General features: G+C 67.5%; 11 protein-coding genes. 3 read left to right on the forward strand and 8 right to left on the reverse strand.

Annotated features, from left to right (window positions below; genetic code table 11):
- Window positions 1–65 precede the first annotated feature (65 nt).
- The 3 genes from QFZ82_RS01850 to QFZ82_RS01860 form a co-directional block, all read right to left on the reverse strand.
- Window positions 66–593 (reverse strand): integrase core domain-containing protein, encoded by a 528-nt coding sequence (locus tag QFZ82_RS01850; protein ID WP_307711431.1) that lies wholly within the window; start codon window positions 591–593, stop codon window positions 66–68.
- Window positions 594–685: 92 nt separating this feature from the next.
- Window positions 686–1048, reverse strand: coding sequence for a transposase (locus QFZ82_RS01855; RefSeq protein WP_373429219.1), 363 nt, complete (start codon window positions 1046–1048; stop codon window positions 686–688).
- A gap of 239 nt (window positions 1049–1287) precedes the next feature.
- The gene (locus QFZ82_RS01860; RefSeq protein WP_307711432.1) at window positions 1288–4605 is read right to left on the reverse strand and encodes a right-handed parallel beta-helix repeat-containing protein; all 3318 of its coding nucleotides are present in this window, start codon (window positions 4603–4605) and stop codon (window positions 1288–1290) included.
- Window positions 4606–5420: 815 nt separating this feature from the next.
- Between QFZ82_RS01860 and QFZ82_RS01865 the strand changes: the two genes are divergently transcribed.
- The 3 genes from QFZ82_RS01865 to QFZ82_RS01875 all read left to right on the forward strand — a co-directional run bounded on the left by QFZ82_RS01865 (window position 5421) and on the right by QFZ82_RS01875 (window position 9173).
- Window positions 5421–5606: a hypothetical protein gene (locus QFZ82_RS01865; protein WP_307711433.1), complete on the forward strand. Its 186-nt coding sequence runs from the start codon at window positions 5421–5423 to the stop codon at window positions 5604–5606.
- Complete coding sequence (locus tag QFZ82_RS01870; RefSeq protein WP_307711434.1) at window positions 5603–6136, forward strand: YkgJ family cysteine cluster protein; 534 nt, start codon at window positions 5603–5605, stop codon at window positions 6134–6136. Before QFZ82_RS01865 ends, QFZ82_RS01870 begins: the two co-directional genes overlap by 4 nt.
- Window positions 6137–6212: 76 nt before the next feature.
- The gene (locus QFZ82_RS01875; protein ID WP_307711435.1) at window positions 6213–9173 is read left to right on the forward strand and encodes a BTAD domain-containing putative transcriptional regulator; all 2961 of its coding nucleotides are present in this window, start codon (window positions 6213–6215) and stop codon (window positions 9171–9173) included.
- A 45-nt stretch (window positions 9174–9218) separates the two neighbouring features.
- Here QFZ82_RS01875 and QFZ82_RS01880 read toward each other — a convergent pair whose 3' ends face one another.
- From QFZ82_RS01880 to QFZ82_RS01900, 5 genes are all read right to left on the reverse strand, one after another.
- The gene (locus QFZ82_RS01880) at window positions 9219–11660 is read right to left on the reverse strand and encodes a hypothetical protein (RefSeq protein ID WP_307711436.1); all 2442 of its coding nucleotides are present in this window, start codon (window positions 11658–11660) and stop codon (window positions 9219–9221) included.
- 151 nt (window positions 11661–11811) lie between these two features.
- Window positions 11812–12813 (reverse strand): sugar-binding transcriptional regulator, encoded by a 1002-nt coding sequence (locus tag QFZ82_RS01885; RefSeq protein ID WP_307711437.1) that lies wholly within the window; start codon window positions 12811–12813, stop codon window positions 11812–11814.
- Window positions 12814–12930: 117 nt separating this feature from the next.
- A complete protein-coding gene (locus QFZ82_RS01890) occupies window positions 12931–14187 on the reverse strand; it encodes a CAP domain-containing protein (RefSeq protein WP_307711438.1) in 1257 nt (418 codons plus the stop codon).
- Window positions 14142–15188, reverse strand: a complete 1047-nt coding sequence (locus QFZ82_RS01895; RefSeq protein ID WP_307711439.1) for an RICIN domain-containing protein — start codon at window positions 15186–15188, stop codon at window positions 14142–14144. The genes QFZ82_RS01890 and QFZ82_RS01895 overlap by 46 nt, the downstream gene beginning before the upstream one ends.
- Window positions 15189–15217: 29 nt before the next feature.
- Entirely contained in the window at window positions 15218–16030 is an 813-nt protein-coding gene (locus QFZ82_RS01900) for a type VII secretion system-associated protein (protein WP_307711440.1), read from the reverse strand.
- Between the last annotated feature and the right edge of the window lie 295 nt (window positions 16031–16325).

Genomic DNA, 16325 nt, shown 5'->3' on the forward strand with positions numbered 1-16325 from the left:
CGGGACGTGGCCTATCTCACCGTGGAGTCGTCGGTGGTTGTACTGTCCCGCGTCAAGTTTTTGGCTCAGTGATCTCGGTTTGAAAGTTGGGGATGCAGGCTCGGGTCGTTGTAGACCTCGATCGGCCGGTGGCCGGACAGGGCCTCGTGGGGTCGGATGTGGTTGAACACATGCCGGTAGTGCTCGGCCTCGCGGGCGAGCATGGTGAGGTCCTCGATCTCCAGGCGGTAGAGGTGCTCGTACTTCAGCGAGCCGAAGGCGCGCTCGCGTACGCCGTTCTGGCCGGGGCTCTTGGCCCGCGTGCGGATGTGCAGCAACTCGGGGCGGGTAGCGATGAAGCGGGCGAACGCGGCGCCCTTGAAGGCTCCGCCATTGTCGGTGACCAGCTTGATGCGCCGGTTTTTGCCGGTGTCGGGACCGGCGGGCAGCAGCTCGGCCAGCGGACGTCCGCCGAGACGTTCGGCCTCCGCGATCGCGAGCTTCACCGCCTCGATCGCGTCGGCGCCGGTGCACGAGGGGCTGATGTGCCAGCCGTGCTCGTACTTGGTGAAGTAGTCCGTCACCCCGGCCAGCCGCCGGTCCTGGACCTGCACCGCATCGAGGTCACACCGCTACCCGGACCCCCCGCCCGCACCCTCGCACAACTACAAACCCACCTACCATCACGCGACGACACCTGCACAGATCAACCCTGACAGTTATTCAGACACGAGCCCCGGCGGTGCGTGTACTGCCGCTGCACCCCGGCCGAGGAACGGCCCTTCTTCACAAAGCCGGTCTCGTCCACGATCAGCACCGCGTTGTCGGTGCCGAGGTGGTCGGCGGCGTAGGCGCGCAGGTCGTCGCGGACCGCATCGGCGTCCCAACGGGCGTAGCGCAGCAGGCGCTGCATCGGCCCGGGCCGGGTGTGGCCCGCCTGTTCGGCCAGCTGCCAGCAGTTCTTCCGCTCGACACCCGACAGCAGCCCGAGCAGGTAGGCACGGGCAGAGGACCGAGGCTCAACTCGCCTGAACCGTCCCTCTATCCGGGCCATGGCCTGCTCAAACATCGCCCGCCAGCGGGCAGGGTCTACGCTATGACCTGCGGCCACCGCACGATCTTCAGGAATCCACACAACCCCCGATGATCACGCGGTGGCCGTACCCGTTCCCAGCCGGGCCCGACACAAGATCGCGAAACCAGACTGGAGTACTAGCCCTTCCACCTGCGCAGGTGAACGTGAGACTGACAGCACCCTCCAGGCGCGCCCCCGCAAACCACGGCTTCGCAGAGTCGAATCTACCTCCGTCAGCCAGCGGTCGCCACCGTGCCAGTCGGCAGGTCCTCGGGCAGTAGTGTGCGCAGGTCCTCCACGGTCGGCGCGGCGTGGGAGCCGAGCCGACGTGACTGGTTGGTGATCATGTCCTCCAGGACTTGGCGCGCGAGGCGTGCGTTGCCGAACGAACGGTCTCGTGGAAGGGGCGCGATATGAGCGCGCAGCACCTTGAGCGTCTCGGGAACGCACTCATATCCAGTGGACACTGCCTGCTGCTCCACGATGGTGACGAGTTCGTCCGTGGTGTAGTTCTCGAACACGACATTCCGCGTGAAGCGCGAGGCTAGGCCGGGGTTGGAAGCCAGGAAGCGCTGCATCTCCTCGCCGTACCCGGCAACGATGACGACGACGTCGTCCCGGTGGTCCTCCATCAATTTCAGCAACGTGTCGACGGCTTCCCGGCCGAAGTCGTTGGAAGAGCCCCCGTCGGGCGTCAGGGTGTACGCCTCGTCGATGAACAGCACACCGCCCATCGCACTCTGGAAGACGTCCTTGGTCTGCTGTGCGGTGTGTCCCACGTACCGGCCGACCAAGTCGGCCCGGGCCACCTCCACGAGCTGGCCCTTGGGCAGCACGCCGAGAACGTGGAGTAGTTGGGCGTACAAGCGGGCCACGGTCGTCTTGCCGGTCCCCGGCGGTCCTGAGAAGACCAGGTGCCGGCTGACCCTCGGGGCGGGGAGGCCGGCCGCCTCTCTCTGCTTGGCTGTGGTGAGGAGACCGACGAGGTCCTTGACCTCGCGTTTCACCGCCCCCAGTCCGATCATGGACTCTAGCCGGGCCAGCATCGCGTCGCGGTCCTCGCCCGTCGGTCCGCTGCCGGCCGCCTCGTCTGCGACATCCTCGGGCAGGAGCAGGGACAGATCAGCCTCGGCGGTGTCCGCGATGCCGGCCAGACGGGACGCCTGGCGGTCCACCATCTCCTCGAAGACCCGGCGGGCAGCACGACCGTTGCCAAAGGTGGCGTCGCGCGTCATCTTCTCGAACTGCCCGGCGAGCGCGGCTGAGGTGCCGGGGCCCAGCTCGTAGTGATGACGTAGACACATGTTTTCGACGATCGTCACCAGCTCGTCGACGGAGTAATTGGCGAACTCGACGGTGCGGGAGAACCGGGAGGCCATTCCGGGGTTGGCGGAGAGGAAGCCCTCCATCTCGGCCGAGTAGCCGGCCGCGACGACCACGACGTCGTCGCGGTGGTCCTCCATCAGCTTGACCAGGGTGTCGATGGCCTCGCGGCCGAAGTCGTTGGATGATGCCCCCTCGGGGCAGAGGGTGTACGCCTCATCGATGAACAGCACACCGCCGAGGGCCTCGTTGAACGCCTCGGTCGTCTTGATTGCCGTGCCGCCGATGACCTGCGCCACCAGGTCGGCGCGGGCGACCTCAACAATGTGGCCGGAGCGCAGTACGCCGAGGTCGGCCAGGATGCTTCCGTAGAGCCGCGCCACGGTCGTCTTGCCGGTACCAGGAGGCCCCGCGAATATCAGGTGACGACTCATCGTGGCCACCGGCATGCCCAGGCGTATCCGGCGCTGTGCGAGCTGGTTAAGGTTGACGAGGGAACGGACCTGGGTTTTCACCCCGTCCAGGCCGACGAGCGCCTCCAGTTCGTCCAGCGGGGTCGTGGGTGCGCTGGGTCCGCCGCCCGGCCCGCCGGCTCCGGCGCCCTGCCCGGGCACTGCCGCTTCGGCTCCCCACGCGTCCGGGATGGCGTTGCCCGCGCTGGTCAGGTCCACCACTTCGAGCTGGCTGCTCGCACGCGTCTGCCGCAGCCCCGCTCCCCTGTTGTCCCGCACCGAGCAGCCGACGATCTCCACCAGTTCCGCGCTGTCGACGCGGATGCCGTCGCCGACGCTACGGACGATTTCGCAAGACCGCAGCTCGGCGCGGGCGCCCGACGGGATGAGCACCCCGTGTGCTCCGGCGGCGCTGATGCGCGTGCGGTGGAGTGTCAGCTCGCCGCCGTCCGCGATCGTGACGGCGGAAGCGCCGCTGCCATCGAGTTCGCAGTCCCCCACCGAAGCGATGCCCTGGGCGCCGACCAAGATGGCGGCATCGGAGGTCGAGCGCAGCACGCAGTCCCTGATCTGTGTGTTACCTCCGTCAGCCACACGTATGCCCACGCCGCCCGCCCCGTCGATGGTGCAGCTTTCGAGGCGTCCGCGCCCCTCGTCGCCAATGTCGACTCCGGCGCCGCCCGGCGCGGTGATCCGGGCTCGCCGGATCATCGGATTGGCCTGGGAGCGGACCCGTATCGCCGTGCCCGCCGCGCCCGCCACCTCCAGCTGGTCGAACTCGGCTACCGACTCTTCGGCCAGCAGCACCGCACCCGCCTGATCGGCGCAGTCCCGTACGACGGTGCGGGCGAACGACGGCGAGCTGCTGCCCGACACATGGATCGCCGACGCCTGCGCCCCTGTGAACTCACAGTCCTCGAAGGTGCCGCGGGAACGCTCTGAGATGAACACCCCGTGGTGCTTGGTGCGGATGGTCCGGCAGCGGCGCAGCAGCGGATCGGCACCTGACGAGAGGACGAATCCTGGGCTCTTGGTCGAGGTGACGGTGACCTCTTCCAGGACCGGCCGCGAGGCACTGGTGATGAACACTCCCACCGACGCGTCTCGGATCTTGATGCGCGCCACCTGCGTGCTGCTGTTGCCCTCCAACGCGATGGCTGGCTTCTCAGTCGCGGCGATCTCGCAGTCCTCGACGACGCCCGTCGCCTCGCCGTTGGAGAGGACGCCGTTGCCACGGGCGTCCCGCATCCGGCAGTTGCGCACAATGGAGCGGGCCTGCTCGCTGAGGACGATCGCGGACGTGCCGACGTTCTCGATGACACAGTCCTCGATCACGCTGCCCGTGGGTGAGGTATCGACGACGCCGGCTCCGGCGGGGTTGGTGATACGGCAGTTACGCATCGCCAGTGACCCGGTCTGCCGTGCCAGCGCCGCCGTCCATCCGGAACCGACCACCGTGCAGCCGTCCATGGCGAGCTGTCCCCGGGCAGCGTCGACGACAGGAACGTCTTCACTACCACCACGCAGCACTAGGTCGGTGAGCATCACCGCGTCCGCGACCAGGACGACGGCGGAGCCGCGACGCGGGCAGATCTCCGCGCTGCCCGGTTCTCCCTCGGCGACGATTGTCACGCGGGTCCTGATGGTCAGGTTCTCGGTGTACCGCCCGGAGCGGACGCGGATCACCGCTCCGGTACGCGCTGCTGCGAGTGCATCACTGATGGTGCGGAAACTGTCCGGTTGCTCCGGACAGACCACAAGTACCTGCCGTGACACGCTCGGTCCTCCTCGGCTCGCACGAGTGCCATGGCTTGCTGCCATGACCCTCCCGCCTTTCCTTGCCCACTCCGAGTTCAGCCCAACACCGTTGGCGTGAACACACGTGTCCGTCCGGGAGTGTGACATCCGAGACGTACAAACATTCAAGCGACGCAGTTCCCTCAACGTCAAGTCAGAAGGCCTTGATGAATCGACAACAACGCCGGCGCGGTCAGGAAACGGGCACACCGCATACCGAAACGGAAATCCCCTGGTCCTTCAGGTGCCTGTTCGGGCAACTCCCGATGACCCCTTTGGCTCGACCGACAACAAGCCAACGCCACTACCAGCCATGCTGCGCTAGATTGGCGTTACCCTCCTCAGGTTCACCCTGAACGAAGGGACAAAGCGTTGATACTGGACAGTGCGCCAGAGCCCGCCGCCGAATGGCGGTCATGCCGGGCGGATTTGCGCTGCATCCGCGGAGCCCACTTCGTCACCGGGACGGACATCGTCCGCATCTGGCGCTCCCTCGCCCTTGAGCCGTGGCACTTCACCCATACGGCGCCCGCCTCCGCTGTCGATCCGGCCGGAATCGTCCTGGACGGCGGCCGACGTCGAGTGAACCTCAGGATCTCCAACGCCTCACACGGCTGCGTCTTCCTGATCAAACCGCTCGATGGGACGAGGAACGGCCGCTGCGGACTCGGAGATATCGCACCCGTCGACTACCGCATCTTCCGCGCCAAGCCGAGCTGGAGCGGTACCCCGCACCCGGCGAACCCGAGTCCGAGGGCCGGATCTGGACTGAAGACGACTTGGACCAGGACGCATTGGCACAAGCACCGCGCCTGTGGGGTGCCGACCGCCGCCATGGGTACGAAACCGTCACACGATGGACAGCGCTGGCCGAGAAGTCCGACGACCTCCACGGCATCGAGGACTTCCAGCGCTACATGCTTGAGGCACGGGCCGCCCGCGAAGCCGGTGCGACATGGCCCGAGGAGGGAGCAGCGTGAACGGAAGCGGGGCCAACCTCGCGGGCTGCGCCGGTTGCGTCGGCGACTGCTGCCGCAACTACAAGGTCGGCGTGACCGTTAGTGACATGCGAAGGCTCGCGGCCGGAATGTCCCTGAACCTCCGTGAGTTCACCAGTCTGCTGGAAGACGAGCAGGACGGCTTCCGCCTGAGTCGCGACGGGCCGACGCTGGACCTTCACCTCCGCCACCGGCCGGTGTCCCGCGGTTGCGTGTTCCTCATGGAGATCGCCCAAGGCAAGGCCCGCTGCGGCGCCTACGCCCACCGCCCACTGGTGTGCAGTAAATTTCCGACGACGCTCGAGCGGGTATCGGTGATCCGCGGGGACACCGTCTGTGGCCCGAACTCCTGGAATCTCGCCGCTATGGACCTCACCTCCTACCAGCCCGACCTGACCCGCAACAAAGCGGCCTGGTCTGAGCACATACGAATCGTGCGAATCTGGAGCGCAACCGTCGAGGACCCCCTCTCGGGAAGCTCCACCCGCAGCGCTCTTCGAATTCCTGCTTAGCTCAAAGGAGGTCGAAAAGGCTGAGCATTCTGTGAAATCCCGTGCCTAGTTCTGCGGATACCTGTCGGAGAGGCCCATGCTGCTCACATCCAATCGAATGGAGTATCGGTTTCTGGGGCCGGTGCAAGCCTGGCACGCAGGAGTGGAGATTTCCCTCGGACCACCGCGCCATCGCGCAGTGCTGGCTGTTCTCTTGGCGCATGTAGGCGAAATCGTTTCGGTCGACCAATTGATCTGGGCATTGTGGGGAGAACACCCACCCGCTCAAGCTGTGGCGATGCTTCATGTGCGCATGTCACGGTTGCGCAAGGCCTTGTCCGTCGCACCCGTGGATCCGCACACCACCGTGGTCACACGCGGGGCCGGTTATGTACTGGCAGCTCATCGCGATCAGACCGACGCGTACCAGTTCGAGAGGTTGACGCTGGCCGGTCGGCGAGCGCTGGCCAGGGGCGAGAGTCGGACGGCCGCTTCCGTGCTGCGGGAGGGACTCGCCCTGTGGAAGGGGCAGCCCTTCGGGACGCTCGCCGATGAACCGTTCGCGCAAACGATCAGGGCCCGGCTGGAGTCGCTGCGTCTCGACACGCTGGAGGCGCGGATCGAGGCGGACATCCAAGCAGGCCTGCACCGTGACGTCATCCCCGAGCTCGTGGAACTCACCTGCGAGCACCCCCTTCGGGAGCGTCTCTGGGGCCACCTCATGCTGTCCCTGGTCCGCGCTGGGAGGCAAGGGGAAGCACTGCAGACCTACCAGACCGCCCGGCAGCAGCTCGTCGATCTCATGGGCATCGAGCCCGGACCAGAGTTGAGAGATCTCCAGGCGGCCATCCTCCATCAGAACGTGCCGCCAGCGCACGCGGAGCCGTACCAGGTACGGCACGCACCGCTGCCCAGGCCGCAGAACGACCTGGTCGGGCGGGAGGCAGAGCTAGAGCAGCTCGTGCGACTGACCCGCCTGAAGCGGCTCGTCACCGTGACCGGACCGAGCGGCGTCGGCAAGAGCCGAATGATATTGGAAGTCGCCAATGTTGTCGGCAGCACGTTTCACAACGGTGTGGTCCTGATCGTTCTGGGCGGGCTGGAGGAATCAGATTCGCCGGCCTCCCGGATCGCCGCGGCGCTCGGCGTACGCGAGCCGTCGTCGATGCTGTCACCCCAACTGATCAGCCAGCGGCTACGGGGGGCGGAACTACTCCTGGGTCTCGACGACTGCGAGCACCATCTGGAAGACGTGTTCCCCATCGTCAACGAGTTACTGGACAAGACGGACGGGGTGCACGTCCTGGCTACCGGAAGAGAACCCCTGGGGCTCCCCGGCGAGCAAGTGTTCCGTCTGGCTGGTCTGGCCGTACCACAGCCGACGGATGTGACGGCGGACGGGGTGAGCCGGTCACCATCAGCGCAACTATTCGCGGCCCAGGCAGGGGCCGCGGGAGCCGGATTCCGTCTCACCGATGCCAATGCCGCCGATGTGGCGCGCGTCTGCCGGTCTCTGGGCGGCCTGCCGCTGCCGATTTCGCTGGCGGCTTCGCGGGTCAGGGGCTTCGACGTGGCTCATATCGCGGATCGACTGGACGCGCATGGGGCGCTTATGGAGTCGCACGTGCTGTTCGGACCGTTCAGTGATTACAGCCTGCCTGTCGCGATCGAGGGCAGCTACGACTCTCTGCCCGGGACTGAGCGCAGGCTATTCCGGCGCTTGGCCGTCTTCGACGGTGGGTTCACGTTGGAGGCCGCTCAAGCGGTGTGCGGGGACGAGGAACCTGTTTCCGCGCCGCTCGCACGGTTGGTGGGCGCGTCACTAGTCTCGGTAGAGGGGGCGGCCGAGGGTGGCTGCCGCTACCGCCTGAAGGAAGCGGCACGGGCGTACGCGTCGAGGCAGTTGTGGAAGTGCGGGGAGACCGCTTGGCTCAGTAGCCGGCACGCCATCTATTTCGGCGCCCTCGCAGCGCCGCCCCTGGAGGACTCGCACGGCCCCGCCCTTCGCGGCTGGGCAGAACGGCCCGACACGGAGCTCGACAACTTCAGGGCCGCCCTTCGGTGGTCGATGGGGCAGGGCGTCGCATCCGATGCCGTCAGCCTCGCCGGTTACCTGTCCCCGTTCTGGGATGTCCCTGGGCGGCTCACCGAGGCACGCCTCTGGCTGGCATCAGCGCTGGCTCTGCAAGGACCGGTTCCCCCTCGTGTGCGGGCCCGAGCATTGCTGGGGGCGTCGTGGCTGGCCATCGTTCAAGACGATCCCGCGGCTGGAATGTCCGCCGCGGAGCAGGCCCAGTACCTCTTCGAGGAGCTGGGCGAACCGGTGGGGGCAACAGCTGCCGTAATCGACCAGGGTTTGGCAGCACTGGTCATGGGCGCGCACGAGCGCGCGGAGGAGTTGCTGCGACGGGGGCTGTCCCAAGCCCAGGCGATGGGCAACGCGTGGCTGGAACAGTGGTCGCTGTTCTTCACATCCTTGTGGGCACTCGACAGCGGTCGCGTTGACGAGGCAGAAGCGTTGATCACCCGCGCGACCGTGGAACAGACGGCGGCCCCCGAGAGCCAGGCCTGGCTGGCTCTCGTGCGCAGCGCGGTGGCGTACGGGCGCGGGGAGCTCCCGCAGGCCGCGGCCAGCTTGCGCGAGTGCATTCGGCACTTCCGCGCAATGCGGTCGCCCTGGGGCCTTGCAGTCGCCTTTCTTGTCGCCGGCCAGATCGTGGGCAGCCAGGGAAATCATCATCGGGCGGTCAATCTGTCGGGAGCCGCTGAAAAACTCCGTACATCCGTTGACATCGGATTGTGGCCGACGTTCAAGAGCTGGGACGAGGAGGTGTCCAGCCGGGCAACGAAAGCCCTGGGGCCCACGGAGTTCGGTAATGCCCGGTCCGCAGGTCGGAGGCTCTGCGCCGCCGAGGCGACGGAGAGGGCCGAAGCAGCCCTGCGATGGATCGAGGCACGCAAGCGGCCTGCCAGCAAGCCACCCGCGGAACAGCGAGCACTGCGGCCCGTGCACGGTGTGACGGTCATGATCTCGGGTGCGTGTTCAGTACGCCGCTGAGCCCGCCACTCAACATCGCCGCGTCGTGTCGCCATAGCCCCTCACTCATATGCGGCCGACGCAGCGCTCCGGCCATTGCGGACCTCCCGGCGCCGGGAACTCGCCCTCTTGGAGCGCCCTTTCGAGATGGCCCAGCGCCACCCGGTCCAACTGGCCGAGTTCGCCGGTGTCGCCGGCGTACGAGGCAGCGGACCCGGGGAGTTCACGCAGGAGAACCACGGGTGAACGGTGCACCTCCCGCGTACCGAGAACGCGAAAGCCGGAGCCCGGTGCGAAGACGATCTCCTCACCCGCTTCGCCCGACCCGTTGGCGGCACCCGTGAGGTGCCGCACGTTGCGGCCAGTGACCGACCAGACGGCGTATCGCACCGGGGCGCCGCTAGGGACAAGCGGTGACTTTGCCCAGGCGCTGACGGGCCAGGGGCACCGCAGGATAGCCCCCGTCGCGGGGATGTCGTCGGGGGCCGACGGTTCACCTCCCCGCAGAGCGATCCCCCGATAGGAGGGCAGCCGCCGCAGCCCGGAGGCGAGGCACGCGCCATAGCTCAGCAGGCTTCCGCCACCGCCTTCCAAGTCGCGCGTCAATTCGGCTGCGGACAAGTGGCCTTCTTCGTGCGTGAGGTAGGCGATCACGGCGACCAGATCAGTCCTCGTCTCGTCCAATTCCTGCCCGCGCAGCGCTGGTGACCGGGTGAGCATCCGCGAGGCGACCGCTCCGTGCGCTTCCCATACGTCCGCCGCCAAAGCGCGGAATGCCGCTCGCTCGTGGGGAGTGCTGACGTGGCCGGGTGTGAAGGGAGCCGGCGCATCGGACCGTGGTCTGCGCACGGGAGGGGTCCCGCTTCCGGCGCCCCTCTTCGCCTTCCCCACCGCCAGTGCGACCTCATGGGCCGTCGGCTTCGCTGGCTCCGCACTAACCGGCCGAGTGGGCCGCGGTTCCTGTTCGTCTTGTTTTACACCGAGAGCGACCGGTTCGGCGGCGAGTGCCGGAACCGATGTCTCCATGGGGCGACACGCCTCGGGAAGGTCATGGTGGTCCAACGCGTCGCCGACAACCTCCTCCTGGATGGCGCCCTCCTCTTGTACGGGAGCCGCCTCCGGGGCGACTGCCTCCGGAACTTCCAGAACAGAGGAGATGGGTGACTGCATCGGCACGGGCGTGGACACGAGCTCCGGCTCGGACGTCCGCACGGGCGTCGGCTCGGACGTCGGCCGTTCGGGTGTGCGGTAACGAACGCTCGCGATACCGTGCCGGGCCGCCAGCCGCCGTAGCTCCTTCTCCCCACCGGTGAGCGTGCCGCTCACCAGCAACGTTGTTCTTGATCGGTTGGCGGGCGGCAGGTTGATCAGGATCCGAGAGAGGACCGGCAGCACGGACTCATCCATAGCCCGACCATGCTCCCCTACTTCGAGAGTCATCATGTCCGGATCGACGGGGAGGCCCGCGATGGGGGCGGGTGGGCCGCTACGTTCCCGTACCGCGAGACCCGCCCTCGTTGCGTCGACGGCCCATCGGCTGTCGACGACGTCCAACGGTTGACGGTGTACCACCCTGGGACCGGAAGTCGAGACGTCCCCTTGCGTCGGACGGCAGGCCACCGCGGTCACGTAGGGCTGCCAGGACGGTTCGCCGTCAGATCCCACCACCGTCATCCGCACCGTGTCCTCAGCGCGCGGGTCCCCCGCCATCAGCGGTATCCCGGTGAGGACCTCGACCTCGCTGTCCAGCCTGTCGGCTATGGACTGCGCGAGGCCGAGCACATCATGTCGGCCGCCGGGGGCAAGGCGGGCGCGGGCGCGTTCAGCGGGCGGGAGCCCGGCGAGTACTTCGGCCACCTCATCCGCCGCCACCTCCTCGGAGCCCACCAGCCCCACCAGTACAAGCGGCCGCTCTTGGTCGACGGGTATCGCGAAAGGCAGATCTCCCTGTTCCGGTCGCGCGGCTTCCGCGGGGCGCAGGTGTATCCCCGCGGGTATCTGCTCGAGCACGCATCCGCTGGCCGTGTGGGAGGGCATCCGGCTGACCTCCCTCTGCCACACGGGCGGAGGAGTGCGCGGGCCCAGCGGCCGGGGTGTCTGGCCGTCGGTGAAGCTCCACCAGTTGCCTGGTCGTTGTGCGCTGTCCTGAACGAACAGCGCACCGCCGGGGACAAGGAGCACCGCCCCGTCTGGCGCGACGACCTCCATCCTCCAGGCGTCGGCTATCCGATGCGCGAGGCAGGGCTGTCCGGACAGGGCGGCTCCGGCCCCGGACAGGACAAGCTGGATCTTCTCGGTTCCCTTGCGTCGCAGAGCATCGAAGAGTTCGCCTAGAGGACCCGAGTGGCCGGAGGCGTCGTCCCCTGCCGAGTCGACCCGTCCGACCACCACGGTGACGGCCCCGTCACCGCCACGGGCGGCGTGAGCCACCTCCGACAGAGCTGCCAGGCTCGGGTACTCCTCCTCGTGGGAGCGTAGGACGAGGATGCCGTCGACGTCTTCGACCACGACATCGGACGCTCCCCACCCTCGTTCGCCTCCCTGGCGGGGTCCGGTCTCCTGCACAGCATCCGGCCCGATACCCTTCCGGCTCCGGCTCAGACGCGCGACAGCGGACACCCAACGGCTCACTCGTTCGCCTTTCGTGCGTGGCGGGGCATCAGCACGCAGCCCCGCGGATGGCGTCGACGCTCAGCATGCGGCGTGCCGCCGAGACATCGGTGATGATTCCGGAGAGAAGCCCGGAGGCGAGGACGGCGCTGATCGCGTCGGCCTTTCCGGTCCCTCCGGCGACAGCGATGACCTCGGGGATCTTCGCGAGCTTCGCCATCTCGATGGAGATGACACGGTCGTCCATCCCCGCGGTGATCGCACGGCCGTCGGCGTCGAAGAGATGACCGCAGACCTCACCAACGACTCCCCGCTGCCGGTACCCACGTCGCTCAGGCTCCGTCAGGGCGTCGTAGACGGTCGACAGTGTCGGGGACCAGGCACCGATTTCGACAACCGCCTTGGTGATCCGGTCGAACCGTGCCACGGCCGCAGCGATGCCCGGCTGCTTGATGACGATGGAACCGGTGAGCGCGTTCGGCACGACCAGCGGGGCCTGGATGGGGTAGGCGGTGCCGCCGCCGACCGTTCCTGCCCGGCATACGGGAGCGATCGACTCGTCACCGGCCCACTCGTTCGGATGAGTCCCGGTCAGCTGCACGACCTCGCAGGGGGCCAGCTTGGTAATGGCCTGGCAGAGTGCGTCCGTGGACCGTCCCCAAGACAGCCCGAGGACATCGCCGCAATCCACGATCTCGGAGATTAGTTGGGCCGCGACGGCACCGAGCCAACGAGGCATCTGTTCTCCGCCGTCAACCGCCTGTCCGTCCACGCCGACGTCGATCACCGTGGCGTACTTGAGGCCGAAGCGCTCACGGAGGGCCAGGGAGTACTCGGTGTCGATCTTGGCTGGAACGGTGATGTCGATGCGGACGATGCCTAGCTCCACGGCGGCGTCGAGCATCCGGGCTACCTTGAAACGACTGACATCGAACTCGTCCGCGATCTCGGTCTTCGATCGATGCTCGAGGTAGAACCGCCTGGCTATGGAGGCGGCCAGGAGAACATCGATCGCCCCAGGAGGATACGGTGCCTCATGCGCTCGCCCCATGTCGTTCGCCCCCTCGCTGCTGCGTGCCAGAGACCTCCGAAGCTAGCAAAGGGCCCTTACACGCCCTCTTACACGCCGCCGCCGTAGCTCTGGCCGTTCCCCCTCGCTGCGGAGGAGTCAGCCGGACGTCCCGAACATCTGGGTCCAGTACGTCCCTGCCCTTCCGCCGGTGGCGTACCCGACGCCGATGCACGTAAAGTCACGTCTGAGCATGTTGGCGCAGTGGTCAGGGCTGTTCATCCAGCCGCACACCACCTCCGCCGCGCTGCGCTGGCCGCAGGCGATGTTCTCGCCGACCCCCTGGTGCGGATAGCCGGCGGCGACCGCTCGATCCCAGGCGCCCCACCCCTCTGGACTGGTGTGGGAGTAAAAGCGGCGGGCGGCCATGTCGGCGCTGTGCGCCTGTGCAGCCACGGTCAGGTGGGTGTCAGCGATCACAGCGGGGAGGCCCGCCGCCGCTCGTTCGGCGTTGGTGAGGACGACAACTTGCGACAGTATCCGCGCCAGGCCGTCGGTCGAGAACTGACGGGCCCACACAGCGGTCCAGAAGAGCTCCCCCTGACCGCGGGGGCTGTGGCCGAAACCGAAATGTGACACGTCCGGGTCACCCCACGCCCGTACGGTTCGCTCAACCGACAAGCAGTGCTGGGCGAACTCGGTGACATCACGGGGGCCGGACGCGACATGCTCGACGATCGACAGATACCGGTAACCGGTCCCGGTCACCCGGTCGAACAGAGACACGTCGCCGGACGTCCCCTGGTCGAACGTTTCCCGGGCGGCCATGGCAGCCGCATGCGCCCGTGCGGCCGCGTCAAGGCGTACGTCCGCACTCAGCGGCGGTACGCCGAGTCGCAAACGAACCGCGTTCATCAGCGCGGGCATGCTGTCCTGCGGCGGCTGCGCCTCGCCCTCCGCGGCCCCGACCTGTTCACGCCCGGGCAGCGGCCAGGCCCTGACCCACCAGGATCCCTCCGATCTGAAGATCTCGGCGAGTGGCAACAGACCGGTCGACCGTGGAGACTTGACCGTGAACCGGGCGTACAGCACACCATCCGCGCCGGCAACGTCGACCGTGAGCGCTCCGGACCGCTGCCGACCGACGTCCAACCGCAGGGCGGAGACGACCACCCTCCGCGTCTCGGAGCCCAGCCGCCGCAGGTCCAGGGCGAGCATGTCGCTCTGAACCCGAGCCCCCAGGACCGCTTGCCGTCCGTCGGCGACGAGCGAGGGATCGGCTACCACGAACGTATCTGTGCCGTCGACCAATGCAGATACGGCGTACGGACCCGGGACCCGGATCACCAGCGCCTTGGCAGGCAGCTCCTTCAGGCTCGCCGCCAGGTCTGGTTCGCTGTCCCAGTGCAGGGCCATAGCATGATCGGTGTGCCGTTGGACTCCTTTCCCTCCCAAACGTCGGCACATTTGTTCGCCTTCAGGGCGACCAGATCCTCGGTCAGGTTGAGGTGGAACTGTTGCTCGGGCCGTCCTGTGCACGGAGCGACGACGAAGGACGTGCCGTTCGCGGTGGCCGCGTGGGCTAGTTGCACGCACATCGATCCGTTGCGCAGCGTCTTGTCTTCGTGGAAGACCCAGTTCTGCGACGCAGACCCGTCGCACGTCCAGATCACCAGCGGCGCACCCCTCTCAGAACCGCTGGCAGTCAGGCACTTGCCGGTATCAGCGCTGGTGACCCGATACACCTTAGGCAAGGGGGGACTGGCCTTCGTCGGCGCGGGGACGAGCTTGATCGCCTTCCTTCGCTCGACCTCGGTCTGGGTGGGCGTCGGCTTGTGCTTCGGCTTGTGCTTTGGCGCGGAATGGTGAGAAGCAGTGCCGGTCGATTTCGTGGGCTTCGGTTCGACTTTCGGCTTCTCGGGGGCGTAGGTGGCGGCCGGGGGCTCCTCATCGTCCATGGGGGGCTGCTCCACCTGACCGGCCAGTGCCGTCTTGTCCTTGCGTTCCTCACGGTCGTCCGTGGCGAAGACCAGGAGCGGCACAGCCACCAGGATCACACCGGCGATCCCCGCCGCGGCCAGCAGTGGCTTCTTCGGTCGGTGGAAGGGCGGCATGTCACCGCCGGATGGAGGGGCCCCGCCGTCGGCCCCCACCGTCGCCAGCCGGGCCTCGGCCTCCGGCTCCGTCGCACTCCGCGTCGCTCCCTGCGCGGACCGTTCCGATGTCGACTGTGCGGCCGAGTCCAGTTCGGCCTGAGCCGGGGCTGTTTCACGCGTGGCATCCGTCAGCCAGGTGGGGGCCGCATTGCCGTTGGGCTCAATGCCCGTGGGAGCCGGGCCCAAGTCCCCTGCGGCGGTCGGCAGCGCCACCGCTCGGCGCACAGCGTCCTGCCCGGCGGATGCCGGCACCGCCGCCATGCTTTCACCACGTGGTTCCTGACCGGGCATCATCGCTCCCCTGCTTCGGCGTTGGACCCGTCAAGGCTCAAGATGGTGACTGACTTCTTGCGAGCCGACCGCTTCGGCGCGGCGCTGACGGTGGGAACCTCGACCGCGGGTGTGCCGGCCTCCGTGACCAAACTCGCGTCGTCGAGTGCCTGACACACAACGTCGAGTTCAAGGGTCATGCTCACCGGGCCCGAGGGGTTCAGGTAGAGCAGGTGCTTCTCCGGAACCTTGTCCACCAGGTCCTTGACGGCGACCAGTTCGAACGCGAGCCGTCCGGCAGTGTGGAGGTAGACAGGCGACGTGAACAGCGGAATCGCGGGGTCCCCGTTCGGTGTCGTAGCCGCCAGTGGACCGCCACCGGGAGCCACAAGTACCGCCACTTCGCGGTGTACGAGCGTCTGGGTCACCGCCTCCCCCGGTCCGTAGCCGGTCGCGGCGAGCTGTATGGCCTCGTCCACCTCATCCTCCGGCTCAGGCCATCCCAGCGCCCGGGGTGACGGCTTGTACTCGGGGTTGTCCTGCCACTCCTCGATCTCGCCGTTCAGGCCGGAGCGCCAACGACCCACCATCGCCCACTCAGGCGGTTCTCCCTCGCCCGACCAGGTCGGATCGACCATCCCCAGCCAGTGGTCAGGGGCGAGCTTGCCCGCCTCGCGGATCTCGTCCGGGACGGGCGGCATGTCGTCGGTCGCGTCGGCAACCGGCTCGCCGTCACCGCCGGGCGTTCCGTCACCGGCCGCGCCGCCCGTGGCGCCGCTTTCGTCGGCACCGCTGTCTTCGTCCGTCCACTCGTCGGCGATCTTCTTGCTCATTCGTCATCCTCACTGGGGGAAGAGATATCGCGTACCCAGAACTGCACTTACCCGTGTGCGCAAGCGTTTTCTGCTCATCTGATGCAGGGTTGGGTTAGGTGGGAGACCGGCCCTGCGGCTCGTATACAGGCTCGCGAAAAGGACCTCGGCTGCTGGAGTGCCGTCCATGGCCGACTCATTGAGCGCCGAGGGGTGCCCGCGGCCACATCCGGCCGGGCACCGCAAAGAAGCGCCCCACTCCAACTCAGCATAGCGGACTTGGAGTGCCGCGGGACCGTCAAAGTCGGTCTTCGGT

This window comes from Streptomyces sp. V4I23, from assembly GCF_030817975.1.
Taxonomy (GTDB): Bacteria; Actinomycetota; Actinomycetes; order Streptomycetales; family Streptomycetaceae; genus Streptomyces.

Excerpts from the sequence above, each read along its gene's own strand:
- QFZ82_RS01855 (WP_373429219.1), bottom strand. The coding sequence starts at position 1,048 with ATGTTTGAGCAGGCCATGGCCCGGATAGAGGGACGGTTCAGGCGAGTT.
- QFZ82_RS01875 (WP_307711435.1), top strand. The coding sequence starts at position 6,213 with ATGCTGCTCACATCCAATCGAATGGAGTATCGGTTTCTGGGGCCGGTG.
- QFZ82_RS01885 (WP_307711437.1), bottom strand. The coding sequence starts at position 12,813 with ATGGGGCGAGCGCATGAGGCACCGTATCCTCCTGGGGCGATCGATGTT.
- QFZ82_RS01890 (WP_307711438.1), bottom strand. The coding sequence starts at position 14,187 with ATGGCCCTGCACTGGGACAGCGAACCAGACCTGGCGGCGAGCCTGAAG.
- QFZ82_RS01895 (WP_307711439.1), bottom strand. The coding sequence starts at position 15,188 with ATGGCGGCGGTGCCGGCATCCGCCGGGCAGGACGCTGTGCGCCGAGCG.
- QFZ82_RS01900 (WP_307711440.1), bottom strand. The coding sequence starts at position 16,030 with ATGAGCAAGAAGATCGCCGACGAGTGGACGGACGAAGACAGCGGTGCC.